The organism is Helicobacter marmotae (genome assembly GCF_003364255.1).
Taxonomy (GTDB): Bacteria; Campylobacterota; Campylobacteria; order Campylobacterales; family Helicobacteraceae; genus Helicobacter_C; species Helicobacter_C marmotae.
Window position 1 is genome coordinate 35,723 of the sequence record NZ_NXLR01000002.1, and the last position, 25,508, is coordinate 61,230.

The 25,508-nt window shown below is 40.9% G+C and carries 29 protein-coding genes and 1 pseudogene; 16 read left to right on the top strand and 14 right to left on the bottom strand.

Annotated features, from left to right (window positions below):
* Positions 1-2: 2 nt before the first annotated feature.
* The 11 genes from nadB (at position 3) to CQA63_RS01535 (ending at position 9,137) form a co-directional block, all read left to right on the top strand.
* A complete protein-coding gene (nadB, locus tag CQA63_RS01480; protein ID WP_104700040.1) occupies positions 3-1,442 on the top strand; it encodes an L-aspartate oxidase in 1,440 nt (479 codons plus the stop codon).
* Between the two features lie 331 nt (positions 1,443-1,773).
* Positions 1,774-1,992, top strand: coding sequence for a DUF6290 family protein (locus tag CQA63_RS01490; RefSeq protein ID WP_104700038.1), 219 nt, complete (start codon positions 1,774-1,776; stop codon positions 1,990-1,992).
* Complete coding sequence (locus CQA63_RS01495) at positions 1,992-2,246, top strand: type II toxin-antitoxin system RelE family toxin (protein ID WP_104700037.1); 255 nt, start codon at positions 1,992-1,994, stop codon at positions 2,244-2,246. Before CQA63_RS01490 ends, CQA63_RS01495 begins: the two co-directional genes overlap by 1 nt.
* 317 nt (positions 2,247-2,563) lie before the next feature.
* On the top strand, positions 2,564-3,583 hold the full coding sequence (gene rfbB / locus CQA63_RS01500) for a dTDP-glucose 4,6-dehydratase (protein ID WP_104700036.1): 1,020 nt from the start codon (positions 2,564-2,566) through the stop codon (positions 3,581-3,583).
* Positions 3,580-3,975 (top strand): sugar 3,4-ketoisomerase, encoded by a 396-nt coding sequence (locus CQA63_RS01505; RefSeq protein ID WP_104700035.1) that lies wholly within the window; start codon positions 3,580-3,582, stop codon positions 3,973-3,975. The genes rfbB and CQA63_RS01505 overlap by 4 nt, the downstream gene beginning before the upstream one ends.
* On the top strand, positions 3,972-4,439 hold the full coding sequence (locus CQA63_RS01510; protein ID WP_115511807.1) for an acyltransferase: 468 nt from the start codon (positions 3,972-3,974) through the stop codon (positions 4,437-4,439). The genes CQA63_RS01505 and CQA63_RS01510 overlap by 4 nt, the downstream gene beginning before the upstream one ends.
* A gap of 84 nt (positions 4,440-4,523) precedes the next feature.
* Positions 4,524-5,174 (top strand): GNAT family N-acetyltransferase, encoded by a 651-nt coding sequence (locus tag CQA63_RS01515; RefSeq protein WP_233706616.1) that lies wholly within the window; start codon positions 4,524-4,526, stop codon positions 5,172-5,174.
* A gap of 24 nt (positions 5,175-5,198) precedes the next feature.
* Positions 5,199-5,876: a hypothetical protein gene (locus CQA63_RS01520; RefSeq protein WP_233706615.1), complete on the top strand. Its 678-nt coding sequence runs from the start codon at positions 5,199-5,201 to the stop codon at positions 5,874-5,876.
* Positions 5,863-6,801 carry a glycosyltransferase family 2 protein gene (locus tag CQA63_RS01525; RefSeq protein ID WP_170128348.1) on the top strand — a complete coding sequence of 313 codons (939 nt, stop codon included), beginning with the start codon at positions 5,863-5,865 and terminating at the stop codon, positions 6,799-6,801. Before CQA63_RS01520 ends, CQA63_RS01525 begins: the two co-directional genes overlap by 14 nt.
* Positions 6,802-6,917: 116 nt before the next feature.
* A complete protein-coding gene (locus CQA63_RS01530; RefSeq protein ID WP_104700032.1) occupies positions 6,918-7,985 on the top strand; it encodes a glycosyltransferase family 2 protein in 1,068 nt (355 codons plus the stop codon).
* 60 nt (positions 7,986-8,045) lie between these two features.
* On the top strand, positions 8,046-9,137 hold the full coding sequence (locus CQA63_RS01535) for a DegT/DnrJ/EryC1/StrS family aminotransferase (RefSeq protein ID WP_104700031.1): 1,092 nt from the start codon (positions 8,046-8,048) through the stop codon (positions 9,135-9,137).
* Positions 9,138-9,442: 305 nt separating this feature from the next.
* Here the strand turns inward: CQA63_RS01535 and CQA63_RS01540 are convergent, their stop codons facing one another.
* The gene (locus CQA63_RS01540; RefSeq protein WP_104700030.1) at positions 9,443-10,504 is read right to left on the bottom strand and encodes a nucleotidyltransferase family protein; all 1,062 of its coding nucleotides are present in this window, start codon (positions 10,502-10,504) and stop codon (positions 9,443-9,445) included.
* A 204-nt stretch (positions 10,505-10,708) separates the two neighbouring features.
* On the opposite strand from CQA63_RS01540, the pseudogene CQA63_RS01545 reads away from it, so the two are divergent.
* The 4 genes and pseudogenes from CQA63_RS01545 to CQA63_RS09380 all read left to right on the top strand — a co-directional run bounded on the left by CQA63_RS01545 (position 10,709) and on the right by CQA63_RS09380 (position 14,254).
* A pseudogene (locus CQA63_RS01545) lies at positions 10,709-11,822 on the top strand (N-acetyl sugar amidotransferase).
* Positions 11,823-12,228: 406 nt separating this feature from the next.
* A complete protein-coding gene (locus CQA63_RS01555; protein WP_233706614.1) occupies positions 12,229-12,849 on the top strand; it encodes a class I SAM-dependent methyltransferase in 621 nt (206 codons plus the stop codon).
* Position 12,850: 1 nt separating this feature from the next.
* On the top strand, positions 12,851-13,588 hold the full coding sequence (locus tag CQA63_RS01560; protein WP_115511809.1) for a class I SAM-dependent methyltransferase: 738 nt from the start codon (positions 12,851-12,853) through the stop codon (positions 13,586-13,588).
* Between the two features lie 417 nt (positions 13,589-14,005).
* The gene (locus CQA63_RS09380) at positions 14,006-14,254 is read left to right on the top strand and encodes a hypothetical protein (protein WP_147288711.1); all 249 of its coding nucleotides are present in this window, start codon (positions 14,006-14,008) and stop codon (positions 14,252-14,254) included.
* 7 nt (positions 14,255-14,261) lie between these two features.
* Here the strand turns inward: CQA63_RS09380 and neuC (CQA63_RS01570) are convergent, their stop codons facing one another.
* Genes neuC (CQA63_RS01570) through CQA63_RS01585 form a run of 4 tightly spaced genes read right to left on the bottom strand, consistent with a single transcriptional unit; the run spans position 14,262 to position 17,988 of the window.
* On the bottom strand, positions 14,262-15,497 hold the full coding sequence (gene neuC / locus CQA63_RS01570; RefSeq protein WP_104700751.1) for a UDP-N-acetylglucosamine 2-epimerase: 1,236 nt from the start codon (positions 15,495-15,497) through the stop codon (positions 14,262-14,264).
* Entirely contained in the window at positions 15,445-16,197 is a 753-nt protein-coding gene (locus CQA63_RS01575; RefSeq protein WP_104700750.1) for a PIG-L deacetylase family protein, read from the bottom strand. The genes neuC (CQA63_RS01570) and CQA63_RS01575 overlap by 53 nt, the downstream gene beginning before the upstream one ends.
* Complete coding sequence (neuC, locus tag CQA63_RS01580) at positions 16,175-17,344, bottom strand: UDP-N-acetylglucosamine 2-epimerase (protein WP_104700749.1); 1,170 nt, start codon at positions 17,342-17,344, stop codon at positions 16,175-16,177. The genes CQA63_RS01575 and neuC (CQA63_RS01580) overlap by 23 nt, the downstream gene beginning before the upstream one ends.
* Complete coding sequence (locus CQA63_RS01585; protein WP_104700748.1) at positions 17,341-17,988, bottom strand: HAD family hydrolase; 648 nt, start codon at positions 17,986-17,988, stop codon at positions 17,341-17,343. Before CQA63_RS01585 ends, neuC (CQA63_RS01580) begins: the two co-directional genes overlap by 4 nt.
* Before the next feature lie 124 nt (positions 17,989-18,112).
* On the opposite strand from CQA63_RS01585, the gene CQA63_RS09650 reads away from it, so the two are divergent.
* Entirely contained in the window at positions 18,113-18,274 is a 162-nt protein-coding gene (locus CQA63_RS09650) for a hypothetical protein (protein ID WP_158655534.1), read from the top strand.
* Positions 18,275-18,311: 37 nt separating this feature from the next.
* Here CQA63_RS09650 and CQA63_RS01590 read toward each other — a convergent pair whose 3' ends face one another.
* The 9 genes from CQA63_RS01590 to CQA63_RS01625 form a co-directional block, all read right to left on the bottom strand.
* The gene (locus CQA63_RS01590) at positions 18,312-19,364 is read right to left on the bottom strand and encodes an ATP-grasp domain-containing protein (protein WP_104700747.1); all 1,053 of its coding nucleotides are present in this window, start codon (positions 19,362-19,364) and stop codon (positions 18,312-18,314) included.
* Positions 19,351-20,499 carry a DegT/DnrJ/EryC1/StrS family aminotransferase gene (locus CQA63_RS01595; protein WP_104700746.1) on the bottom strand — a complete coding sequence of 383 codons (1,149 nt, stop codon included), beginning with the start codon at positions 20,497-20,499 and terminating at the stop codon, positions 19,351-19,353. The genes CQA63_RS01590 and CQA63_RS01595 overlap by 14 nt, the downstream gene beginning before the upstream one ends.
* The gene (locus CQA63_RS01600) at positions 20,496-21,467 is read right to left on the bottom strand and encodes an NAD-dependent epimerase/dehydratase family protein (RefSeq protein WP_104700745.1); all 972 of its coding nucleotides are present in this window, start codon (positions 21,465-21,467) and stop codon (positions 20,496-20,498) included. The genes CQA63_RS01595 and CQA63_RS01600 overlap by 4 nt, the downstream gene beginning before the upstream one ends.
* Before the next feature lie 31 nt (positions 21,468-21,498).
* A complete protein-coding gene (locus CQA63_RS09655) occupies positions 21,499-21,930 on the bottom strand; it encodes an ATP-grasp domain-containing protein (RefSeq protein WP_170128357.1) in 432 nt (143 codons plus the stop codon).
* Positions 21,927-22,421 (bottom strand): ATP-grasp domain-containing protein, encoded by a 495-nt coding sequence (locus CQA63_RS09660; protein ID WP_170128349.1) that lies wholly within the window; start codon positions 22,419-22,421, stop codon positions 21,927-21,929. Before CQA63_RS09660 ends, CQA63_RS09655 begins: the two co-directional genes overlap by 4 nt.
* Complete coding sequence (locus CQA63_RS01610) at positions 22,418-23,527, bottom strand: class I SAM-dependent methyltransferase (protein WP_244916255.1); 1,110 nt, start codon at positions 23,525-23,527, stop codon at positions 22,418-22,420. Before CQA63_RS01610 ends, CQA63_RS09660 begins: the two co-directional genes overlap by 4 nt.
* Positions 23,528-23,654: 127 nt before the next feature.
* Positions 23,655-24,386: a TylF/MycF/NovP-related O-methyltransferase gene (locus CQA63_RS01620; protein ID WP_115511811.1), complete on the bottom strand. Its 732-nt coding sequence runs from the start codon at positions 24,384-24,386 to the stop codon at positions 23,655-23,657.
* Positions 24,387-24,429: 43 nt separating this feature from the next.
* The gene (locus CQA63_RS10150; protein ID WP_233706561.1) at positions 24,430-24,708 is read right to left on the bottom strand and encodes a DNA-3-methyladenine glycosylase; all 279 of its coding nucleotides are present in this window, start codon (positions 24,706-24,708) and stop codon (positions 24,430-24,432) included.
* Positions 24,701-25,369, bottom strand: coding sequence for a formyltransferase family protein (locus CQA63_RS01625; RefSeq protein WP_233706560.1), 669 nt, complete (start codon positions 25,367-25,369; stop codon positions 24,701-24,703). The genes CQA63_RS10150 and CQA63_RS01625 overlap by 8 nt, the downstream gene beginning before the upstream one ends.
* Between the last annotated feature and the right edge of the window lie 139 nt (positions 25,370-25,508).

Below are 25,508 nucleotides of genomic sequence, written 5' to 3' on the forward strand. Positions count from 1 at the left end.
ATATGGGAGAATATGATGTGATTATTATCGGTGCGGGCGTAGCGGGCTTGTATTGTGCCGCTGCCTTGCCTCCTCATTTAAAGGTGCTTATTTTGTGTAAAGCCCAACCTTGGGAGTGTAATACCTTTTACGCACAAGGGGGTATTAGCATAGCAAGAGATGCAAAAGATATAGCCTCACATAGCAAAGATACACTGCTAGCGGGCTCTAATCTCAATGACAAAGCATGCGTAGAAATACTTACCCATAATAGCCTTGAAGTGCTAAAAGGGCTTATAGAGAGCGGATTTGAGCTTGATAGAGATAGACATAATCGCTTGCTTTATGCTAAAGAGGGTGGGCATAGCAAGGCGCGTATAGTCCATGCAGGAGGTGATGCTACAGGGAGAAATCTCCATACTCATCTTATTAATTCCCTCAAAGCCACTTTGTGGAAAAACGCAGAGGTCGTGGATTTGCTCATTGAAGAGGATAAATGCTATGGCGTATGCGTGCAGACAAAATTAGGCGTCCATAATCTCTATGCTAATCATATAGTGATCGCAAGTGGAGGGGTTGGAGGGTTATTTAAATACCATACCAATGCCTATACCATTAGCAGCGATTTGCATGGGATTATTTTAGAGCATAATCTTGCCTTGCAAGATATGGAAATGCTGCAGTTTCACCCTACAGCTTATGTCTCAAACCCTCAAGCAAGGAAATATCTCATCTCTGAAGCTGTGCGCGGGGAGGGGGGAGTCATTGTTAGTGAAGATGGAGTGCGCTTTTTGTTTGATTATGATAGTCGTGGGGAGCTTGCACCCCGAGATATAGTCGCACGCGGGATTATGGATTATTGCACTAAGCACAAAAAAAGAGCGTTTTTAGATGTAAGTGTGTTTTCTAAGGCGGGCTTTAAAAGCCGCTTTCCTAATATTTATCGCGATTTAAGCACATATTTAGATGTTCCACAAGAGCGCATTCCTATTGCTCCTGCGTTTCATTATTCAATGGGGGGCATAGCTGTGGAAAAAAATGGGCTTGTTAAGGGTATGAGTAATCTCTATGCCGTGGGAGAATGCGCGTGTAATGGCGTGCATGGGGCTAATCGTTTGGCTTCTAATTCTTTACTTGAGGGGCTTGTCTTTGGCAAGATTGTAGCCCAGCATATTGTGGATAACCCCATTCGCACACGCGTTGCACATTTTCCATTGTGCCAAGAGGAGCTAGAGAAAGAGGGCGATGTGAAGCTAAAGAATGTTTTGCGTGAAATTATGTGGGATAAGGTGGGCATAATCCGCTCTCAAAGTAGCTTAGATTCGGCATTAGGTGGGATTGAAGTAATGCTTGAATCAAACATCGGGCGTATGCTACGATTAAGACTTCTTGTAGCAAAAAAGATCGTTAGCTCCGCCTTAGCACGTAAAGAAAGCAAAGGTGCGCATTTCCGCATAGATTAAGGGGTGCTTGCAAAAGGTTCATTTGTCTTGCAGGTTAGATTTATTCTCATATCTTTAGCCTTGCGAGAGCTGGGCTAAAGAATCTCTTTTAAACCTACTAGAAAGCCCAAATTCTCCCCCCTTTTGCGGGGGTGAAGACATGACAAACTCATTTCCCTCGAGGGTAGGTTTAGCCTCATTACCATATCTAGTGCGAAGAACTAACGCACACCCAAAAAGCATATTTCCCATAAATTCACAAAGCTTTAAGGCTAAATTTAAGCAAAAATTGCAAGGTTTGAAAAATCTAATAATGCTATAATGGATTATCTTAAGTTTTAAGGGAGAGGCTATGAGTATTACGCTTGATTTACCTAACAACATAGAAAAGCTTTACAAAAAGTTTGCTAAAGAGCAGAACACCACACAAAAGGAGCTTATGCAAAAGGCACTTTTAGCCTATATAGAGGAGTTAGAAGACCTTAGCATAGCCTATGAGGGGCGCAAGGAGCGCATAAATGGGGAGAGCGGCAAGGCAGCTAATGAATTTTATAAAGAGTTGGGTATTTAATGCAGTTTGTGTATTCCAAGAAAGCCCAAAAGCAATTCAAAAAGCTTGACATAATCACGCAAAAGCGTATAAAAGACTTTACACAAGAGCTAGAAACCCTAGAAAATCCACGATGTAAAGGTAAGCCCTTAATTGGGAATTTGGGAGGGTTTTGGCGTTATCGCGTGGGAGATTACCGCATTATTTGTGAAATACTTGATAGAGAACTTATTATCTATGCCTTTAGCATAAGCCACAGAAAAGAATCGTATTAATTCGTACCATTCACTTTCAATAAAAGAATGACTAAAAGATATGCAAGAAGTGCGACTAGTGATTTGAGCAGAGATGTTTCGCATTTTGCAAATGCTCAACATGACAAACTTAGTTACCCGCAAGGTAAATTATTTTGTCATGTTTAGAGCGTGAGCCGAAGAATCTCCCTTATCTACTATAGAATCCCACAGAGATTCTCCACCTCTATTTTATGCTCCCCCAATGGCTGGTAACGACATTTCATCATTTAAGCTAAGCCCATAAGCAAAGATATTAGAGTATAATGCAAAAAGAGTAAAAGCAAAAAGAGGGTTGTATGAAAAATATTTTAATCACAGGGGGAGCGGGGTTTATAGGGAGTAATTTTATCCTCTATTTTTTAGCAAAATATCCCAATTACCACATAATCAATATTGACTTACTGACTTATGCTGGGAATCTTGCTAATCTCCACGGGGTAGAGAAACATCAAAACTATACCTTTATACGGGGTGATATTTGTGATGAAGCATTGATAAAAGAGCTTTTTGCAAAGTTTGAGATTGAGTATGTGATACATTTTGCTGCGTGCTCGCATGTGGATAACTCTATTAGTAATCCTGCTAGCTTTGTGCAAACAAACATCAATGGCACTTTTAATCTCTTGCATAATGCCTATTTGGCTTGGTTTAGCGCACCCCATAAACCTAAAGCAAATAAAGCCCATTGTGTTTTCCACCATATCAGTACTGATGAGGTCTTTGGCTCTTTGGGGGTTAGCGGCTTATTTAGTGAATCTTCTCCCTATGCGCCAAACTCGCCATATTCTGCCTCTAAGGCAAGTAGCGATATGCTTGTGAGAAGCTATTTTCACACTTATGGGCTTAAAAGCTTTGTTACTAATTGCTCTAATAATTATGGACCAAAGCAGCATAATGAAAAGCTTATCCCTACTATTATCCGTAACGCCCTCATGCAGAGGGATATTCCTATCTATGGAGATGGTAAAAATGTGCGCGATTGGCTCTATGTGGAGGATCATTGCAGGGCTATTGATATGGTGTTTCATTCCTCATATTTTGGGGAGAGCTTTTGCATAGGAGGGAATTGCGAGAAGCAAAATATAGAGATTGCACATTATATTTGCACACAGCTTGATAGATTAGCTCCTAAAAAGGCAGGGTCGTATCGCGAGCAAATAAGCTTTGTGCAGGATAGGGCTGGGCATGATAGGCGATATGGCATAGATTCTACTAAGATTGCAAAAGCCCTTACTTGGCAGCCACAAGAGAGTTTTGAATCTGGTATGGAAAAGACTTTAGCCTATTATCTTAATTTATATAAGGACTTAAGATGAATTATCGCTTGTTAGACTTAGCCCCTAAGGCTGATAGCAGGGGGAAGCTTGTAGCCTTAGAGGGAGAGAGGAATATACCATTTAGTATCAAAAGGGTATATTATATTTATGACACCACTCCCAATGAAGTGCGGGGCAAGCACGCTCACAAGCATTTAGAACAGGTTGTGATAGCTATTTGCGGGGCGTGTGAGTTTGTACTTGATAATGGCAAAAAGAGGGAATCTATATGGCTAAATCGCCCTGATATAGGGCTATACATTGGCACAAATATATGGCGAGAGATGAGAAATTTCTCATACGGGGCAAAGCTTATGATTTTAGCAAGTGATTATTATGATGAGGGCGAATATATAAGAGACTATGAGCAGTTTTTAAAGGAGGTGAGATGATACACCCACTTTCAGACGTGCAAAGCCCTCATATAGGGGCAAATACGCGTATTTGGCAATTTTGCGTGGTGTTAGCAAATGCACGCATAGGGGAGAATTGCAATATCTGCGCGCATTGCTTTATTGAGAATGATGTGTGCATTGGTGATAATGTAACCATTAAATGCGGTGTGCAACTCTGGGATGGCACAAGGATTGAAGATAATGTATTTATTGGTCCTAATGTGAGCTTTAGTAATGACAAATACCCACGCTCTAAAATCTATCCTCAAGCTTTTTCAAAGACTATTATCAAAAAGGGCGCGAGCATTGGGGCGGGGGCGGTGATTTTACCCGGGGTGAGCATAGGGGAGAATGCCCTAATAGGTGCGGGGGCGGTAATTACTAAAGATGTGCCAGCAAATACTTTGGTTATATGCAAGATTCAGATGTTAAGCACTCCCCTGCGGGGGGGGGGGCATTAATGCCTTAAGGTGTTATTTTCTTCTCTCTATTTTGCCTTCTTTGTTCTTTATTTCTTCATATACGATGAGAGGCAAACAAGTCTAATGAGGGAGTTTAAAGGCGTAGAATATGGGGATAAAAGCAAAAATAAGGAAAAGAGAAAGGGTAAAATTGAATCTACATTGCAAAAAGAGGGAAATGCGTACAATAGTGATAAATGCACAAGGTATGCCATTACTCGACATAAAATAGAGGGGAGAAGTATTAATTTGCGACTTATTGAGTTAGATGATGCGGAGTTTATCGTCTCTTTAAGGGGAGATTCTAAAAAAGCTCAATATCTCTCTAGTATAGATTGTGCTAGCCAGCGGCGCTGGATAAGTGAGTATAAGCACAGAGAGCAGGAGGGGAGAGAGTTTTATTTTGTTATAGAATCTAAGTCTTTAGAACCCTTTGGTTTGGTGAGAATGTATGACTTTAGAGGGGATAGCTTTTGCTGGGGGAGTTGGATTATTAGAGAGGGTGCGCCAAAGGTATGCGCGATAGAATCTGCCCTTTGCATATATGAATTTGCGTTTTTTACATTAGCATTTGCAAAAGCACATTTTGATGTGAGAAAAGACAATCAAAGAGTGGTAGCATTCCATAAACGTTTTGGGGCTAAGGTAGTGGGAGAAGATGAGATAAATTATTATTTTAATTTCTCTTGCGATGATTTTAAGCAAGCCAAAAAGCGATATGCAAAATATCTCTAAAATACAAAACCAAGGAGAAACGTGATGTTAAAATTTTACGAAGCACATAAAAAGCAAAAGGCTTTACAAAAGGCTTTGAAAGAAGATTGGCAAAGAAGCGAGCCGACACTTTATCCCATACAACTCTCAAATAATGAAAGGGCGTATTTGACTGCGAAATTTAAGAAAATGACCGCGGGGGGGGGGCGTGTATGCTATTTAGAATTTGGCTCTGGAGGCTCTACATTTTTGGCTACTTTATATTCAGATTTAGACATTACAAGTGTGGAGTCTAGTATGCAATGGATAGAGCACATTACACAATGGGAGATTCTTAAAAATGCCATTGCTTTAGGAAGGCTGCATATAGAGCATATTGATATTGGTGAGGTGGGGGATTGGGGCATACCGATAAATGATGAGAAAAGGGCATTTTATCCGGAATATTCACAAAGGGCTTTTAGTTTCAATAAAGATTTTAAGCTCGTATTTATTGATGGGAGATTTCGTGTGGCTTGTGTGCTAGCAACCTTGTATCATTGTGTGAAAGACACAACAATTCTCGTGCATGATTTTAACAACCGCCCACAATATCATAGAATCTTAGAGTTTGTGGATATTGTAGATACTTGCGATACATTGGCGGAATTTAAGATAAAAGATCATTTAGACAAGCAAAGAGTGCAGCAGGTGTATGAGGAGTTTAAGTATGATTGCTACTAATGAAGCGGATATAAGCATTATTGTCCCTAGCTATAATCGCGCAAGCTTTATCACTCAATGCCTAGATTCTATCTTGGCACAAAAGTGTAGCTATAGCTATTGTGTGATTATCGCTGATGACTGCAGCTCTGATGGGAGCTTAGAGATTATTAAAGCTTATATGAAAGCCCATAGTAATATCTATCTTTTGCCATCAAAAACAAACCAAAAACTCTATAAAAATATTTTGCGCGCTTATGAGATGATAAAGAGTAATTACTTTTGCGTGCTAGACCCAGATGATTATTGGCTAAGTACTGATAAATTGCAAAAGGCTTTAGATTTTTTAGAGCAGCATAGAAGCTATAGCATTTACACGGGCAATACACAGATTCTAAAGCAAGATGGAGCGTTGGCTTTATATATTAAAGGAGAGGCAAGGAGCTGTAGTTTTAGCGATTTTTTAGCACAAAGGGCATTTATGGGGCATACTTCAAGTGCAGTGTATAGAAATGTGGTTTTTAAAAATGGCGTGCCTAAAAAAATGCGCACATTAGAGAGTGAGAGTTGCGAGGTTTCATATCGTGGGGATAGCTTTAGAAATCTCCTTGCCCTCCATGAGGGGGAGAGCTATTTTAGCGCGGAAGTGGATAGTGTGTATCGTATCACTAGCAATGGGATTTTTCAAAGTCTGAGTACGCAGAGGCAGAGACTATTAAATGCGATGTTTTATAAAGATATGTATTTGTATTTTGAGGCGCGTTATGTGGAGCTTTTATACTTTGCTTATAGGAATTATAGGCTTTTAACCTCTGTGCCATTGCATGAAGTCTTAGAAAATGAGCATATAGATATGGCATATTTAGAGGAGTTAAGAAAGCTTGGTAAATTCTTTATCTCTTCCCCCCCCCCCCCCAGCAAAAAATGCACTCATAGCCATGCGTAGTAAGAATACAAAGCTAAAGTATAAAATGCTCCAAGCAATGGATAGATATATTCAACATTTTTTAGCAAAAAAGGGAGCATGCTAATGCTACAAGCTTGCAAAAGGAGCATAACAATATGACTTTATTTTCTATCCTCACACCCAGCTTTAATCACCAAGACTATGTAGGGTATTTTATAGAATCTTTACTTGCTCAAAGTTTTGGTGATTTTGAGCTTCTTATTGTAGATGATTGCTCAAGTGATGAGAATGTAGAGCGGATTTTAGCCTATAAGGATAGTCGCATTAAATTAATAAGACATGAGTTTAATCAAGGCATAAATGCTGCTTTAAATACGGCTTTTATGCACGCGAGCGGGGAGTATTTAGTCTTTTGCGCGAGTGATGATGCGCTAGAACCTCACGCCCTAGAGGTTTTCAAGCAAGCTTGGGAGGCAAACCCAAATGCAGCGGCGATTTACCCAACGCTTAGAGAAATGGATATAAATAATCACAAAAGCTCAAAACAAGTGCGGCTAAAGCACAAAAGCAGGGAGGAGTATTTAGCTCATCTTTTCCTTAAAGGCACGCCCCTTGCCTCCCCGGGTATGTCTATAAGACGTGAGGTATTTCAACATATCCTCTATCCGCTTGATAGGGCAATGTGCAATCAGCAAGATACGCAAATGCATATTAAGCTTTTGCTTCATGGGGAGATTGTGCGATTAGATGAGGCGATTGTCTGCTATCGCGTGGGAGGAGGGAGTAATATCTCTCATAGGGTAGAAGCCACCACCAATAGAGAAAATATGGAAATCCCTAAACTTTTAGATTGCTATCTCTCTATGCCCTCTACTTTAGTGCAAAATGTATTTGCTAAAGAGTTAGGCGAGCTGGGTTTAGGCTACAAAGAAGAGCATAAGGGCTTTATTTTAGGGCAAATCGCTCTAACCTCACCTATTTTAATGCGCAAAATGTGGGGGTATTGGCAAATTATGGAATCTTGTGCTACTCAAAAGGGAAGCCAAGAGCTTTATAAAACATATGGGTTTGACTTTAAGGCATTTTTAGCCCTAGCCCATAAGCTAAATGCAAACCTAGATTTACACTATCAAAAATATAAAAAGTATAAAAAGCGATGTATTATAAGCTCGATTTTTGCTCTTGTGTTCTTGCTTTTTGCACTATGTTTGCTTGTACTATAGGCTTTGGGTGTGGATATATGAAATATATAGCAAGTTTATAATAAATCAAAGGTGAGAGAAATGGTAGCATTTTTAGATTTAGTCAAAATTAATAAACGATTTCAAGCAGAGTTTGAGTCTGCCACAAAAGCGGTGCTAGAGAGTGGCTGGTATGTACGCGGAGAGCAAAATAAGGCTTTTGGGCGGGAGTTTGGGGCATATTGTGGGGTAAAGCATAGCATAGGCTGTGCCAATGGCTTAGATGCACTGCGTCTAGCTATTAAAGCCCTTGATTTAGGGGCGGGAGATGAGATTATCGTAGGGGCAAATACTTATATCGCCTCTATTTTGGCTATTAGTGATAGTGGCTGCACACCTGTATTTGTAGAGCCAAGTTTGGAGGATTATAATATTGATGTCAATGCTATTGAATCTCATATCACTCCGCGCACAAAGGCGATTATGGTCGTGCATCTCTATGGGCAAGTAGCTCAAATGCAAAAGATTTGGGATATTGCACAAAAATATAAACTCTCTATTATAGAGGATTGCGCTCAAGCTCATGGGGCGGTGTATCAGGGCAAAATGGCAGGGGCATTAGGTGATGTGGGTGGATTCTCATTTTATCCGGGGAAAAATCTAGGGGCATTAGGCGATGGTGGGGCGGTAGTTACACAAGATGAAGCTTTAGCTAAAAAGCTTGAAGCCTTAGGGAATTATGGCTCACATATCAAATATGAGAATATATATAAAGGCTTAAATTCAAGGCTTGATGAGCTCCAAGCGGCGTTTCTACGCATAAAGCTTAGAATGCTAGAGAGTGATAATAAAAGACGAAAAGAGATTGCACGCTTATATCGAAACCATATCCATAATACACATATTATCCTCCCTCAATGTGCAAGTGAGGAGGGGCATGTGTGGCATCTCTTTGTGGTACGTTGTACTCAAAGGGAGCAATTACAAAGCTATTTAGCGCAAAAGGGGATAGAAACACTTATTCACTACCCTATCCCTCCGCATAAGCAAGCAGCCTATAAGGAATACAATCATCTTCATTTACCCATTACAGAGCAGCTCCATAAAGAAGTGCTCTCTCTCCCTATAAGCCCTGTGATGAGCACTAAAGAAGTGCAAATAGTCATTGAAGCTATCAATGGCTTTAAGCCTTAAGTGTTATAGGGCGTTATATTTGAAAGAATCTCACATTACTTTTAGGGAATCTTGAGAGTTTTAATACTTCATTGTGCAGATTAAAGATTTTTAGGGTATCGCAGACTCTTACTCACCCCCAATTTTGCTAAAAGCCCATAAAGTGTAGAGGTATCTTTAAGGCTTTTGAAGCAAAGAGGCTGAACTTCAACAAAGGCAAATTAGTTTGTCATTGAACCCTTTAGTGTGGAGAATTGCTTTTTGAAATTACTAGTAAATGCTTTGTCATGCCTAGAGCCTGTGAAACAAGCGAAGAACCCCCCCCCTTAAAATCTAAATTCATTTTTTGCCCTTTCATATTCTTCATGTGCACCAATATCGATCCAATAATCTGTGAGGAGATATGAGAGTGTTGTGTAGCCTCCACGTTGAAGCAAGGCATTAAAGAGGCTAGGCATATCAAAAAATGTATCTTTGGGTATGAGTGGTAGGACTTCGCTATCAAGGCAGTAAATACCCGCATTGACTAAAACATTTTGTATGGGCTTTTCTACCAAAGAGGTGATTTTATCTCCCTCACATTCTACCACGCCATAAGGCACTTGCACGCTAAACTCCCTAACCCCCATAGTCGCGTGGGCATTCTTTTGATTATGGAAAGAGAGCATTTTTGTAAAGTCAATATCGCTTAATATATCCCCATTCATCACAAAGAAGCTTTTATCCCTCCCTTGGTCTAGCACCTCTTTATCAATCAAGCTTAAAGCCCCCGCAGTCCCTAAGCGCTTTTGCTCCTTAATGTAGATGATATTTAGCCCAAAGCGCCCTCCATCGCCAAAATAATCTTCAATAATATGAGATTTGTAATTCACGCAAAGGACAATATTACTAAAGCCTTGAGCCTTGAAACGCTCTAAAATAATCTGCAAGATAGGCTTTGAACCCACCTTAAGCATGGGTTTAGGGAGAGATTCTGTAAGTGGACGCAAGCGCATACCTAGCCCTCCAGCCATAATGACAATCGTATTATCAAATCGGGTATCTCTAAGGAGCGAAGAGATAGATTCTATAGCGACAATACGCCCATTCTGGTCTCTTATGGGTATTTCATAGATATTATGTTTGGCAGATAAGCTAATAAGCTTTTGCTTACTATCATTAATTGAAGCAGTAATTGGAGATTTTTGGATTATAGATTCTACGGGGCTTTGCAGATTTAAGCCCTTGGTAAGCCCGCGGCGAATGTCTGGGTCTGTGATAATGCCTAAAAAATTATCATCTTTATCAACGACCACAAGCAAGCGCACTCCATCATAAATGCCCAATATCTTTAAGGCTTCTTGGAGGGTGGTAGTTGGGAGAATGGAGAGTTTTTTAATATCTTGCATATATTGCCTTTAATGCTAAAAGTGCTTATTTTGGGGATTTTGAGCGGGGATTATAACACATAAATTTAAATTAATGCGCTGATAAAGCCCTTAGCTTTAAGGTATCTTTAAGAATTATTGAAGCAAGCCAGAAAGGCGTAAAGAACACTCAAATTAATTTTTTCAAGCTAGAATTTAGCCTCATTTTCACTAAAAGGAGTAGTAATGAAATATTGTAAAAAGTGCGTTATGCCCGATACGCGTCCGGGTATTAGCTTTGATAAAGATGGCGTGTGTATGCCATGTAAGAATCACGAGCGTAAAAAGCAAGTGAATTATGAAGCGAGATTTGAGGAGTTCAAAACGCTTTGTGATAAATATCGCGGGAGCAATGGTAACTCTTGGGATTGTGCTATTGCTGTAAGTGGCGGGAAAGATTCACATTTTCAAACATATATGATGAAGGAAGTTATGGGTATGAATCCTATTTTATTCTCTGTGGAGGATAATTTCTCAATGACTGAGGCAGGCAAGCATAATTTGCGTAATATTTCTAGGGAATTTGGCTGTCATCTTATCACCCTAAAGCCCGATATTCGCACGCAAAAGGCATTAATGCGCAAAACGTTTGAAAAATATGGCAAGCCCACTTGGTTTATTGATAGACTGATTTATACTTACCCTATTCATATGGCTTTGAAGTTTAATACACCTTTGCTTGTTTATGGCGAGAATGTCAGCTATGAATACGGCGGCGGCGATAGTGAGGAAACATATAGCGCGAGAGAAATTTTAAGTAATGGCGTAGCAAGTGATATAGCTTTAGAAGAACTTGTTGATGAAAATATTTCAATTAAAGACTTAGACTTAACTATAGCCCCCCCCCCCGTTAGCTTTTAAGCAAATCGATCCTATTTATCTTTCATATTTCGTCCCTTGGAATTCATATTCAAACTACATTTTTGCCAAAAGTCGCGGCTTCCATGATTTGGTTGGAGAATGGGATAGAACGATGTGCGCTGAGCAATTTGACCAAGTAGATTCTATGGGGTATCTTGTGCATGCGTGGATGAAGTATCCTAAATTTGGGCATGCGTGTGCTACAGACTATGCTGCGCGCTTTATCCGCTATGGTATGATAGATAGGGAGCAAGCCATAGAGTTAGTAAGGCTTAGAGACCATAATCTTGACCCAAAGGCAGTGCAAGATTTTTGCCAATTTGCGGGCTATAAGGAGAGTGAATTCTGGGCAATTATCGATAAATTCTATAATCGTGATATTTTCACAAAAGATAGTTTTGGCAAATGGGTGCTTAAAAACCCTGTATGGGAGAAATAAGGCTTTATGAGTCTTTAGAATGACAATCCAATTAGCATTGCGGGTAGCAAAGTTTGTCATATTGATGGAGCGTAGTGAGCCAAACATCTATACCCAAATATGCCTAAATCACTAGCCGCACCTTTTGGATTCCATTAGAGATTCTTCGCCATCTTGTGTAAGCAAAGAGCCGACAATAAGCTAAAAACCAAAAAGCAATGCTAAAAATCATTGCAAGGCACAAGCCAAGCAAATATACAAGCAAATATAAAGGAGAACAAATGAAAAACAACACTTTAACCCCGCTAAGCCGCGGGGGGGGGGGCATACACCTTCTCTTAGCAGTAAAACTCTAGAGATTTCAAGTAAGAATGCTTATGTAGATAAATACGCCAAAGGCTATGGGATATGCTATCCTGAGGGGCATGTGATTAGATTCTATCAAAGAATTTGTCTCTATAGTTTAGGTTTAAAGGGCGGGAGGATACTTGATTTTGGTTGTGGTAATGGAGTACATGCGCAGTATTTCCAAGAGAGGGGCTTTGAGGTCTATGGTGTGGATATTATTAGCCAAGCTATAGATTTAGCTAAAGCTCAAATAGGAGATAGAGCGCGCTTAATTAGCCCCAATCAAAGTCTAAAGAATCTTTTCATAGACAAAAATAGTGCCCCCTTAAGCTTTGATATGATTTTTGCTAATCAGAGTTTGTATTATCTTAACAATACGCATTTAAGAAGGCAGGTAGATGAATTTTATGAGATGAGCTCTAAGGGTGGTATATGCTTTTTTACCATGATGAGCAGGCAAAATGGCTATAACAAATGTATCACAAAGGTATTAGATAATGGCTTGAGTGAAGTAAGTCTAAAGGGTAGGCTTGAAGAAGTGAGTTATATACGCTTTGTTGATAGCACAGATGAGCTTAAAGAGATTTTTGCGCCATTTAAGCCGCTCTATATAGGTGAGTATAACAGCTTTGAGCTCTATGAACCCTATAGTTGTGAGGGAAGCTCACATCATTATATTTTTATTGGACAAAAGGAGTAATATGCAAATTAAGCGCACACATGATGAATTTTACGCAAATGAGAGTTATAAAAGTAGCCCAAAAGAGAGCTTTAAATACATCGCCCACAAGCTAAGGCAAAGCCTGCAAGCCGCGGGGGGGGGGGGGTATAGCCCTCATAGTATCTTAGATATAGGTTGCTCTAATGGTGATTTTTTGTATTTTTTAGGTGATATATTTCCTGCGGCTAAGCTTTTTGGTATGGATATTTTACCAAGCTTATTGCAAAAATGCACTGATGATTTTAAGGCTTTAGGTAGAGAGGTGCCTACATTATGGGTGGGGGATATAAATACCGGGGAGAATCTCGGGCAAGAACGTTTTGATGTGGTGTTTTTAAATGGTGTGATTGGGATTTTTGATGATTTAAGATTGCCACTCAAGCACTTCTCTAGCCTTATTGGGCAAAATGGCGTGGGCTATATCTGGGCGTGCTTTAATCCTTATGATATTGATGTATTGATAAAGGCACGTCCTGTAGGTGCTACACATTTAGAATCAGGCTGGAATCTCCACAGCAAGCAGAGTGTAAGAAATATTTTCAAGGATTTAGGCTTTGCTTGTAAATTTTATGATGATTTTAGCATCGGCATTGATATTGCTAAAACTGCCGATCCCCTGCGTACTTGGACGTTTAAATTAGAAAATGGCAAACGTGCTATTATCAATGGTCTAGGGCTTTTGCATGAGTTTTCTTTGGCTGAAATCCGCGCGATTTAATGTATTTTGATTGAATATGTGCTTTATTGCTAGAATAAGATAAGGACTTATTGTCGCCTCTTGCGGGGCTTTGAGCGTGAGGAATTTCCCTTAGAATTGCTAGAAGTTTTATTAGAGATTCTTCGGTTATTACCACTCCCGCTAGAGGAGATAAACTTGGCTACCCGCAAGGTAAATTATTTTTTGGCATCACGAACCCCTGCAAGGGGTGAAGAATTGCTTTTTGGATTTCTAGTAAATGCTATTATTTTGTCATTCTGAGGGAGTGAAACGACCGAAGAATCTCTGTGGGCTTTCTAGTAGGTTTGAAAGAGATTCTTCGGTCGCACTTCGTGCTCCCTCAGAATGACAACAAGTCCCAAATGTCTTTCAGCAGTGAGATATATTCTCGTCTAGGATAAAATTAAATCGCACGAAGTGCCACCTCTTAAGGCGTCGTCGGGGTGGGGGATATATAAGGGGGAGGGAGCGACTTCGCGCACGAGCGAAGCTCTTGCCCATACTTGCACATTCAAGCCCCTCCCCCTTATAGAAAAAGAAAAAAGAGAATCACTAGCGACTTTGCCTCCTTGTCATTCTAAACCCCCGCTAAGGGGTGAAGACTTGTTGTGGGTGACTAGTGATTTGCTTAGAGATTTTCGGCTGTGTGTTAGGGCAATAAAATAAAGCATTTCTAATGTATATCATAAAATGCCTTTTGGAGGTTGATTTCTCCATATTGAAATGTATCTTCTAGCACTTTTGTAATCTTCTCTGCGCTCTTGCCCTCCCCAAAGGGGTGCGGGTGGCTAAGAGTGCTTTGATAGCTTGGGCTTTGGAGCGTGGCGATAGCATCAAGCACTTCTTGCATATAGCGCTTTTTATCGTGTAAATTTGGATTTATACAGAGCACAGAATCTGGCATATAGCGCCCCTTTTGGCGATTGCCAATGTTAATAGTTGGAACTTTAAGTATAGGGGCTTCACTTAAGCCACTTGAGCTATTGCCAATCACAAAACTTGCACATTTTAGAGCGGAGAGATACATCACTCTACCCAAACTCGCGCATAATACAAGCCTTTTGCTATATGTTTTAGCATATAAGCTAAGCAAGTCATTGATAGCCCATCCCCCGGCGTCTGCATTTGCCTTTGTGGCGAGTATGTTGTAATCGCTTTGAAGAAGTGCTTGGATTAAAAGGGTAATTTCTTTAGCGGGGTTTGTGGATTCTAAAGTCGTGGGGTGAAATGTAAGAACGCAAAATTTATCTAAAAATGCTTCATTTATATGTAGCTTTTTGGCTAAAGTGGGCTTAGGTAGGAGGGGTGTATTATGGATATTTTCTACCGCTAGAGAGCCTACATTAAACACCCTTTTTGGGTCTTCGCCAAGTTGGATTATACGTTTGGCATAAAGCTCTGTACTAGGGAAATGCAGATAACTCATTTTACTTATGCAATGGCGCATATATTCATCATTTGCCCCTTGCGTGCTCTCCCCTCCATTAATATGAGCTATGGGGATATTTAAGTTAGCTGCAGCTATGGCTACCCCGAAAGCCTCATATCTATCCCCCAAAAGCACAACCATATCGGGCGTATTTTGTGCGAAGTACTCACTAAAGGCGACAATCGCATTTGCTATACTTTGAGCGCTATTTAGGGCATTTGTGCCTAAATCATCTAAAATAGGGATTTTATGCGTGATATGAAAGCCATCAGATTGGATTTCTTTATACGTATCGCCTAGGGCTTTGCATAAATGCGCCCCTGTAACGATGAGATTTAATGTGAAAATAGCAGATGTATCTAAGGCTTTTGCAAGGGGGTAGAGTAGCCCCCATTCTGCGCGGGTGCCCGTGATTAGGGCGATTGTTTTAGGACTTTTCTTTGAGGAGCATAAAGGCTTCGGCGTAGAGAGGAGTTTCATCTATTCCCCCCCCCCCGTTAAAATAAATACCTTTTTGTTGTGAATGTCTGAAATCTCCGCCCCGGCTGCTTCCGCGGAGGGTGGCTAGGGCTTGTATGTTTTTTAGCGCGCGCGGAAACGGCAGGGGTGCGACTTCGCTTTCATAAAGTGCCATAATGGCGCATTTTTGCTCAAAATATGGACTTATATCTACAAAAACATTAGGGATAAAGCTTTGTGCCGCTAAAGCAGGGGCGAACTCACTCTCGCTTAAGGTCTCCATCATCAGCACGCGCTCAATGCTAGGATAGCGAAATGACTTTGTGCAAGCAAAAGCACATTCAAATATCACTCTATGATCACTATGCACATCATAGGCAAAGGGCAGATATACCACTTGAGGGCAGATAGAGCGAAATATAATAGATAGCTTTTCAATAATCATACCTTTTGGGTAGGTATCACATTTGGCAGTCTTAAGCCCTAATCTATGCACACTCTCAAAGCTATATGCCTTACTCACAGCTTGTATCTCTGCCTCCCTTTTAGCGATAGTCTCTTGGGAGAAACCATCTTCTTTAAAAATATCTGTGCAAAAAATGCAGTGGATTCTATCTCCATTTGCCCTATGTTTTAAAAGTGTCCCCCCAGCCCCTAGTGTTTCATCATCGGGGTGAGTGGAGATAACAAGAATATCTTTAGCAAAGTTGTGTTTTGACATACCATTTCCTTTGAGTGCTATCAATGCTTTTTATGAAATCTACGATTTTCTCCGCAGCATGCTCATCGCCATAAGGGTTAGGGAGGCTTGCTACATCTGCCCTATAGTCTTTATCAAAGCAAGCTTTCTCTAAGGCTTGCATAATATCTTGCTTTTTGTGAGGGACAAAATGCACATTCCCTGCGTTTAATCGCCCCTTTTGGCGATTGCCAATATTTACCACAGGGAGTTTATAAAAGGGCGCTTCTAGGATACCCATACTTGAGTTACCCGCTAAAGTGAGGGTATTACGGATAAGATTAATAAACACCTCTCTAGGCAAAGTTTTATAGAATCTCACTTCCTTATAAGCCGCCTCTGCCTCCTTAATAGCCTCCATAATTTGATAACTGCCCGGGTCAGTATTAGGATATATGCCAACTACAAGCAGATTATGCTCCCTAGCAAAATTCGCACAAGATTCTATAGCGATTTGCATTTGGGCTTTGGCGTCATTTACTTCTGAGCTTAAAGGGTGCTTAAGCAGCACGATATAGTCTTTATTTGCTATATCAAAATCTAGGGCTTTGCTTAATTGCTCGCGTGAGAGTTGCGGAGTGTTGGCGATATTGGCATAAGAGGGATTCCCACTACATATAATCCTCCAAGGTTCTTCCCCAATTTTAATGAGATTTTGAGCGTATTCTTGGGCTGTGGTGCAGTGAATATGAGCAAGCTTAGAGCAAGCAAAGCGAATGGGATCATCAGCATTACCATATACAGGGTCGCCGCCTCCGCAATGAATGGTTAAAATATCCATATAATTTCCCACTACACAAGTGGCAATACTCTCTTCTCTATCGCCTAGCACAAGTAAAAAGTCTGGCTTTATGCGCTCTACACATTGCGTAAGTCCCGCTATGAGTAGTCCCACACCCTTGCTTCTTTGTGTAAGTCTATCAGTGCTTAAGAGGCAGTCGATTTTATCAGCTATTTTAAAGCCATCAGATTCTATTTTTTGATACGTGTTGCCATGTATGTCGCTTAGGTGGGCGTTTGCTATAGCTACATGCACTTCAAAGCCCGCCCTCTCAAAGGCTTTGAGAATGGGATATAAAATATCATATTCGCTTCGTATGCCACTTAGGGCTAGAATTTTTTTTGTCATATAACCTCCATTAATTGGTGTAATTGGCTAAAATGCGTGATTTCTGCCTTTGCATAAGAGCAAGGGAGGAGGCGATTGTAGCCACGTTTAAGCCATATACTATATATGCCCGCATTATTTGCACCTGCTATATCAGTGAGTGGATTATCTCCCACAAAGGCACAATCTTTAGCTGTAAGCTGGAGTTTGTCTAAGATTCTCTCAAAGGCACTAATATGGGGCTTTTCATACTCTTTGCCAAGGATTCTAGCATATTCTATAGGAAATGCCTCTAGTTGCAGCAGGGCTATTTTATGAGTTTGGGCTTGAATATTGCCATTAGTGAGAATCCCCACTTTTATACCACCCTCTTGCATAGCCTCTAAAAATGCTTTGGCATCTTCATAGAGGCTAAGGGCAGTAGGCATACTTGCATAGAGGCTAAAAAGCTCCTCTTGCCTACTTGGTGTATAAAAGTCAAAGCCCTTAAGCCAATCGCCAAAAATATCCTTTGAATGCAGGCGGAAGTGCGAATCAGTGATATTTGTAGCTAAGGCTGTGTTTATTGCATGTTTTTCACAAAAATGCGAACAGACTGCTTGCAGTAATATATTTTCATCATAGAGGGTATTATCTAAGTCACAAATGATAGCCTTAAAGCGCATTTTTATCCTTTTTGTGAATTTTGGTAGATTCTAGCAGAATTCCTTACTGATTGCATTAAGCTAAGGCTAGTAGCCATTAAGGAAATGCGTTTGTCAATTCTTACGAAAAGCTGAAAAGTCTCTTTTGAGTCCTAGTGATTCAGGGAGAGATTCTTCGGTCGCTATGCTCCCTCAGAATGACAAGTTAATTTCCTTTACAAGAGGGTTAGCCTACTCTATAGGGGCACGAAGTTTGCCATCACGCCCGCCTGCAAGAGCTGACAAACTCATTTCCCCTGCAAGGTAGGCTTATTTCTCCCTCCTTATTTTCCTCCTTACTCCCCTTATGGCACATTTTCCCACCATTGCGTAAAATAGCGATAGAATCGAAAACTTTTATGCTTTAAGGCAGATTTATCAATGGCTATAGGCTCGCCTAAGGCAAGCTTTAGCGCAAGGTAGGGGAAGTTTAGCCCTAAGTATGTATCCACTCCGCTGCTTGCCCCTAATCTTGGATTTAAGTCAAAAAGCACAAGGCGATTATCTGTGCTATAGGCAAGCTCCATATTATTGGTATAATCAAGCTTAAACTCTCTAATAACCGCCCCGCAGAGCTCCTCTAGGCTTTGGTTATAGCGCACAAGCCCCCGATATGTTTGAGAGGCATTCCCCCATTCACGTATATGCTCCATTGTAAGGAGATTTTCCCCCTTAAGGCAGAGGGAATACGCAGATACAAAAGGCTCATGGAGATACTCCATGACAATAAGTTCTTCAAGTGCTTCAAAGCCCTCTTTTGCTTGAAGTGCTTCTTTAAAAAAGCTAAGAGGCACTTCATTATTAGGCTTTATGCTAAAAAGCTCCAAATGGGGAGAAGAGAGGATATACACGCCTCTGCCACCCCTGCCAAATCGCGGCTTAATCACGCATTTTTTCTGCGGGTAGCCCAGCGTGTGGATAGCTTGCATAAGCCCATCAAAGCTAGAGATAGCAAAAAATTTAGGGGCATATTGAGGGAGGGTGGAGGAGAGCCTTTCATAGACAGCAAGCTTATCATACGCGATGAGTAAATCCTTATAATCCCCAACCATAATAGGAATGTCAAAATGACTTTTATACTCACTTAGAGCTAGGTTATCATCATTCCCACAAGGGATAATAATATCTATGTGATACTTTTTGCTCACTTGCATAATGAATTCACAGAATTTTTCTTTTGATTCTGCGCTATTTGGGGATTGTATAAAAACATCTACAAACTCCCTCCCGCACGCTCCGCTAAAGCTATCACACCCGCAGAGAAATACCTCTCTCTCGCCATTATTTGCAAGAGCAAAGAGGCAATCAGGGCTTGTAAGCCCGCCTATAGTGGTAACTAAGATTCTAAGCTTTTGCATGGAGCACCTCTTTGAGTGTATTTGAGATAAAGGCTATATCTTTGAGTGTGAGTCCCTCATGCAAGGGGAGGGAGATATGGTTTTGCTCTACTTCTTCACAAGATGGGGTAGCACAAACCAAAGGATGGTGTTGCAAAAAGGGTTGTTTATGTAAAAGTGGCTTATATGGGGCGTCTGCGTGGATTTGCTTAGATTTAAGGGCTGTGAGAATAGCACTTGCTTTATGTTTATGCAAAAATACAATACATCTCCAAAAGCTATGCCTAAAGCCCTTAGGGATAGCTTGAAAGCGAAGTGTGCCATTATCTATAAGTGCCCTTAAATGCCTTTTATATGCAAGGGTTAGCCTCTCGCGTTTGTCTAGGGCTTTTTCTAAATGCTCTAACCCCGCTAGCCCTAAAATAGCGCTAAAACTTGGCATTCTGTAGTTATTCCCTAAGGTAGTAAAGTCTTCTATTACACTTTGTGGTTTTAGCCCGCGATTAGCTATAGCTCGGCACGTATTAATAAAGGTTTTGTGATTACTCATAATCATACCTCCCTCGCCTGTGGTGAGAATCTTTGTGCTATAGAAGCTAAATACCCCCACATCGCCAATGCTCCCTGCCTTATGCGCTACTCCTTTTGTATCAATGGCGATTGCACCATGTGCATGGGAGCAGTCTTCAATAAGCGTAATCTGCCGTTGTTTGGCGAGGTTGGCAATATGGAAAATATCAGGGCTTATAAGCCCGGCAAAATGCACTATAACTATGGCTTTGACTTGTGGGGTAAGGGCAGATTCTATGAGTTCTTGGGTTAGCATAAAGTCTTTATTTACGCCTACAAGCCTTAGTGTTATGCCATTAAGGAGCACCGAGCTTGCGTTGGCAAAGAATGTTTGTGTAGGCACAATCACTTCATCGCCTGCTTGAAGCTTTAGGGCTTTAAATACCACATCAAGCGCACAAGAGCACGAACTTGTGGCAATCCCTTGCCTCACCCCGCAATAAAGCGCAAAAGCCTCTTCAAATGCCCTTACGTGCTCCCCCATAGAGAGCTTATCTGCGCCTTTTAGCATAGCGCGCGTTTGGGATAGAATCTGCATAATCTGCCTTTGGCTAAAATAAGGCATAGCACTTACATAGCGTTTCATACTAAGCCTCCTTGTATAAAAATGGCTTTAGCATAGGATTTGAGGGTAGATTCTATGCTTGGGGGCTCAAAGCCTAGCTGGGCTTTGGCTTTGGTTAAATCAAATTGCGCATTAAAGGGGTTAGGGGAGGGTTTAGGGCTTAGCATAAGCTTGGAGCGAGAATGTAGCGCATCAATAAGTGTGCTTGCTATAAAGGCGGTGCTTTGAGAGTTAGCACTACCTATGCAAAAGCATTCATAGCCCTTGATTTCTGCCCTTGCAGCGAGTAATAGAGCTTGTATCGCATAATCTATATAAAGCACATTGCGCAGGACTTCTCCATTGCTAAAAAGCTCAATATTGCTATTTTCCCACGCACTTTTAGCAAACTCATAAATAACCCCGCCTAAGTGGTTTAGCCCAAAAAGCGCAGGAAAGCGCAAGGTAGCTACATTTAGGGTTTTATGCTTTAAAGTGGCTATTTCTAGGAGTTTCTCACACGTGTATTTGGCTAAGCCATAATAGCTAGATGGTGAAATAGGAGAACTTTCATTAATAATATAGGGTGCAAGGCTTAAAGCCGGCGGGGGTGCATACACAGAGGCAGTTGAAGTAAAGATGATTTTGGGAATCTTAGCTTGAAGTGCAAAGTCAATGAGCTTAAGCGTAGGCGTAATCGTATATTCAGTATATTCAGTATATTCAAGACTCGCGTATTCTACCATAGAAGCCAGATGAAATGCAAGAGAAAACTCATATTTTCTAAGCATAGAATCATCAAGATTCTTTAGCTCAAGTCGCTCATATTTGAAGTTATGATGATTTAATGTTTCAGGGCTTAAAAAGCCCCTCTCTTTGGGGTGGAGGTGAGTGTTATAAGCGTCTTTACGCCCGATACCCAATACTTTATGCCCTTGGGCTAGGAGGCTTTGGCATAAGCTTGCGCCTACAAATCCGCTAGCCCCTGTGACTAAAATATAATTCTGCATATATTCTCCTTGTGTGTAGCAAGGAGAAATATTAGAAATATACTTCCTTATAACTCCTTGCCATTTTTAGCCCGTATGAAATAGGCTTTGGCGTGTGTGGTTGATGATAAATAAACATCTCTATCATCGCTTCTACCCAATTCTCACTCGCTGCAAAGCTAAGGGCAGAGCCTCCACCTAATCGGGGGTTGATTTCTATAAAATAAACTTCTCCTGCTTGTGTGATAAATGCTTGTGCATTAATAGCCCCTACAAATGAAATATGTTTGGCTATTTTTAAAATATATTCATTTAGGGACTTGACATAGCACACCTCACCTTTAGTGGATTTGCCATCGCGCACCACAATGCGTGCTCTAGGGATAATATATAGAGGCTCTCCCTTGGGGTCAAAAAGGCAGTCGATTGTGTATTCTTGCCCTGTGATTTCCTCTTGGGTAAGGTAGGAATCTTTTTCATTTATCCCCCCCCCCCCGTTAAAAAATCACTCCCTTTAGCTATGCCGACTCCTCCTCTCCCAAAACGGGGCTTTACAATGCCATAGTGCTTATAGAGCGCGCTTTTTGGCGTGGGGATATGGATTTTTTTAAAAAATTTATAGCTTTGCCATTTGTCTATAAAGGTTGCAATGGTGTGCGGAGGGGAGAGGAGCACAGAGATATGGTGTTTGGCAAACATCTCTATGCGCTCACTCCAGCCTAAAAGGCTCTCATCAAGTGTGGGGAGGACTACATCAATATGATGCTTTAAGCAGAGATTGAGCGTTTTCTCCCATAAGTTTGGGTCATTTGCCTTGGGCATAAGGATAAACTCATCAGCCTCTATTTTTGCGGCATTAAAGCTATCAATATCACTCGCACACGCAATATGCCCTGCTTGCTTGATAGCTTCAATGATATAAGAGCTGGTGAGGCAGCCACTGGCTTCGGTAAGGATTTTTAGAGGTTTTTTCATATATTTGCCTTTTTACATACGATGTAGTAGCGACTTTGTGTGGTATTTTTGAGTATGTCTAAATATGATTTCAGCTCTAAGGAGATAATCTCAAAAGACGTGTTGGAAAAAAGTTTTAGAATCTTTTCATAATCAAAAAAGCTTTGTATAGTGCCCCTCTCATGGGCTTCTTGCACTTCTATTTCGCCATTAAAGCTTTGCGTGTGGATATTTGAAAAGCCACTTGTGCTTTGCTCTCCAATAAGCGAGCAGAAAAAGTAAGTCTTGCTTACTCTTGCGATTTCTTTCATTAGGCTTTGAGCTAGGCTAAAAGGGAGGGAATCTAACACCCCATAGCTCAAAGTGAAGTCAAAAAACTCATCTTCAAAAGGTATATGCTGCCCATCATAGAGCCTAAAATCCACATTGGCATTATGCTTTTTGGCAAGGGCTTTGGCTTGAGTTAGCGCATTTTGAGCAATGTCTATCCCAAAACTTTGAATCTTAAACTCACTCATTAAAATACTCTGCCTTCCAATTCCGCAGCCAAAGTCAAGCCCCCGCAAAGGAAGAAGTTCATTATATCCCCCCCCCCCGCTGCTTTTAGAAGCTTGGGTGATTTGGTATGCTTGGGTGAAGGGGGATTCTTTTAAGGGGTTGGGTGTTTTTGGTTTATTATGGGAATCTTTATTGGTCGCTAGTGATTCACTTAGAGAGTCTCTGGTAGATAAGAGAGATTCTTCGGGCATAAAGCCCTCGTGATGCCAAACTAATTTCCTTTGTGAGGTAATTTTGTCTTGCGGGTTGGACTTGTTGTCATGTCTTAGAGCTTGAGAATCAAGCGAAGAATTCACGCAGGCTTTGTGCGAATCATTATGATATAGGGGGCTTTTAGAATCTGTTGTGTTGGTATTAGGGGCAGATTCAATAATTTCTCCATTTTTGCTAATGCCTATACCGGAGTGATAAAAGTCCCCGCGGTAGATAATATCGCTAAAATGCGTTTCATCTATCCTTTTTCGAATAAAGCGATTTAAAAAGCGCACGACTTCTTCATGCGGGTAGAAAATCGCATTTTCTCCCCTTGCATAACTTTCATTCCATTGTTTTGCTTTTATATCTTGCATGTTTTACTCCTTTTTATGAAACATAATGCTCAAGCTATCCCCAATAGGTAGGGGCGTGAGATTGTGGGCTTTGGCAAATTCATCAACTGCCTTTTTTGTCCCCTCATATGTGGGGTTAAAATAATCATCAATTAAGATTATCCCCCCCCCCCGTTAATCGCGGATAGAAGAACTCACACCCGGCTAGAATAGGCTGATATAAATCTACATCAAGATTCACAAAGGCAAATTTCTCATCTTTTGGAATGATTTTTGCGCTCTCTGGGAAATAGCCTTTCACAAAGCGCACATTTTCTAAATGGGGCATTTTGCTTTGTACAAGGGAGAGTGAGGTATCTCCAAACTCGCCTACTTTGGCATTTGATAAACAAGCGGCATTATCATATTCACAATCTCTGCTATCAAAGCCCTCAAAGGTATCGCATAAATACAGCAATCGCTTATTAAAAGCGCGATTAATATGTCTCGCACTATCCCCTCTATGCACGCCAAGCTCTGCACAAGCTCCTTGCACTTTTCTTTGATTTAAAAGCCAAGAGAGATTGTAGATAAAGGCTATGCGCGCGTGGATATAGGTATCTGCTAGTTGGGTGTTAATTTTATGTGCGGGAATGTTGAGAGTTGAGAGAGTTTGCTTCACTCCATTAATATCATAAGTGCCAATAAAAAGCATATCAAATTTAAGCCCATTTATCTCTTGTGGGCTAATGATAGGATAGGTTTTGTCTTGGATTTGAATGGACATTCCCACTTTGGCTGGATTGCTATCCACAAAAGCAAGAATGTGGTAGTCTAAAAGTATATGCAGGGCTACTTGTTTGCCACGAGTGCCTGCTCCGTAGATAATGGCTTTTTGCATTTCACGCTCCTTTTACTTGAGGGCTTAGGAGCGTGAGGGGAAGTTAGAAGTAATCTCCCTCCTTTGGCAGGGGTGCTATCTCATGATGAGTTAGCAAAATGCCTTTATCATAGGCTTTGGCTAAGATACCTTGAGAATCCACTTTTAAAACCTTGCCCGGTTCGATATGAGGTAAATTGACTTCTACAATCTTTGCTTCCCATACTTTATAATATGAATCATTATAGAGTACCTCCGCTCCGACATATGGCTTACTTAAGGCGCGGATAAGGTTGTAAATACCCTCCGCACTCATTCTAAAATCAACTATGCCATCACGCACCCCTCGCTTTCGCCAGAGATTGGCAAGAGAATGATCTTGCGGGGAGCAGAGGGAATGTAGGACTTGAGCAAATGTTGTATTGCCCCCCCCCCCGCTTAATAGAATCTACTCTTTGAGTGATGGCTCTAGTGAAAGAGCAAATTTGTTTTTGGGCTAGGGATTCTATTTTTTCACAAAGGCTCTGGGCGTTATCTTCCGGAGTTATTTTAAAAGGCTCTTGGGAGAGAATTTCCCCACTATCCGCACCGCTATCCATTACAAAAAAGCTCGAAGCACTCTCTTTAAGCCCTAAAAATAAAGCCCAAATGACCGGGTGGCGTCCGCGATTAAAAGGGAGATGTGAGGGGTGGTAGCCTATGATTGGATAAGCTTGCAAGAGCGGGGGCTTGATAAGCTCACTCCAACCAAAGCAGTAGATAATATCTGGCTTGCAATTATGAATAAAGGCTAATATCTCTGCAGCATTGATATTTTTAGCATAAATAAAGGGGATATTATATTCAAGGCAAAGGGGTGAAAGATTACAAAAGTCTGCATTAAAGCTTGAATGCTCTTTAGTCGCTACGCCCACAAGCTCTATATCAATGTCCTTTGATAGCTTAAGGAGCGTTTGGAGTGAAGTATAAGAAAATGCCACACAACCTATAAAAAAGATTTTCAACAAGCAGTCCTTTATGTGGAATTGATTTAGGGAGTATAGCATTAAGGATTTAACCACGCATTTAAAGGCTTTAATAAAGGTTTAAAAAAGTAAAGAATAGCGGGTGAGATAGCAAGGAATGTTAGCTAAAAGTGCAAGT